We start from the raw sequence: 1,179 nt of genomic DNA on the forward strand, positions 1-1,179 counted from the left end.
GTAGGGGAATCGCATATGGGCTTAGAGGGGTATTGCATAGCGGAGCGAATTGGATTCTTCGGGTGTCTCCCGATTTCCGAAGGAGACCAAGATGCGCAATCTCAGGCGGATGTTTCGACCGCTCAAGGATCCGCGTGCCAGCAACGCCCAACACAGTCTGGTGGACATCCTCGTCATCGCCTTGGCGGCGACGCTGGCCGGCGCCAAGACCTGCACCGAGTTCGAGTTCTTCGGCAAAGGCCGAGAGGAGCTGTTGCGGCGGTTCCTGGAACTCGGACACGGCATTCCCAGCCACGACACGTTCAGCACCGTCTTCCGTGCACTGGACCCGAAGGGTCTGGAAGCGGTCTTGCGCAAGTTCAGCAAGAGCTTCGGCGTCAAGGGCGTGGTCAGCATCGACGGCAAGGCGCTGCGCGGAGCCTTCACGCGTGGCCGGCGGGCCGCGCCGCTGCATATGGTCAATGTCTGGGCGGCAGGCACGCGCATGGCGTTGGCTCAGAGGCAGGCCCCCAATCGCAACGAGGTTGCCGGCGCTCTCGAAGTCCTCGCCCTGCTCGATCTGCACGGCACCCTTGTCACCGCCGACGCCTTGCATTGCCGGCCCGACACGGCGCAGGCCATCCGCGACCGGAAGGGCCACTATGTGTTGGCCATCAAGAGCAATCGTGGCCGGCTCTTCAAGGCCGTCAAGGCGCTGCTCGATGCCGCCCGAAAGCCAGCGCGGGCGAGCCAGCGAAGCACCACAGCTCACGGCCGCGTCGAGCGCCGGCGGGCCATCGTCGCGCCGGCACCACAGTTGGCGAAGCAATACGGCTTCCCCGCTATCGCTGCCGTCGGCCGCATCGACAGTTGGCGCGCCAACGCCGGCAAGGCTGCCAAGCACAAGGTCCGATACTTCCTGGCCTCGCGCCTGCTGTCGGCCAAGAAGCTGCTGGAGGTCGTGCGCGCCCACTGGGGCATCGAGAACAACCTGCACTGGGTCCTCGATACGGTGTTCGACGAGGATGCCTGCCGCAGCCGCAAGGATCACGCGCCGGAAAACCTCGCCGTCATCCGCAAGCTCGCCATCAACATCCTGCAGGCAACGCCAGGACCTGCTCGCATCAGCCACAAAATGCTCCAGGCCAGATGGAACAACGACTTCCTTCTCTGCGCCCTCGCCCATATGCGATAGCCCTA

1 protein-coding gene is annotated in these 1,179 nt (G+C 64.5%); it reads left to right on the forward strand.

Annotated elements, in window-relative coordinates:
- The first annotated feature begins 91 nt into the window (after positions 1-91).
- Positions 92-1,174: an ISAs1 family transposase gene (locus CWO89_RS44385; RefSeq protein ID WP_130584405.1), complete on the forward strand. Its 1,083-nt coding sequence runs from the start codon at positions 92-94 to the stop codon at positions 1,172-1,174.
- The last annotated feature ends 5 nt before the right edge of the window (positions 1,175-1,179 follow it).

This window comes from Bradyrhizobium sp. Leo170 (assembly GCF_004296405.1).
Lineage (GTDB): Bacteria > Pseudomonadota > Alphaproteobacteria > Rhizobiales > Xanthobacteraceae > Bradyrhizobium.

What these genes read in the sequence shown, in the direction of transcription:
- CWO89_RS44385 (WP_130584405.1), top strand. Translation starts at nt 92, where the DNA reads ATGCGCAATCTCAGGCGGATGTTTCGACCGCTCAAGGATCCGCGTGCC.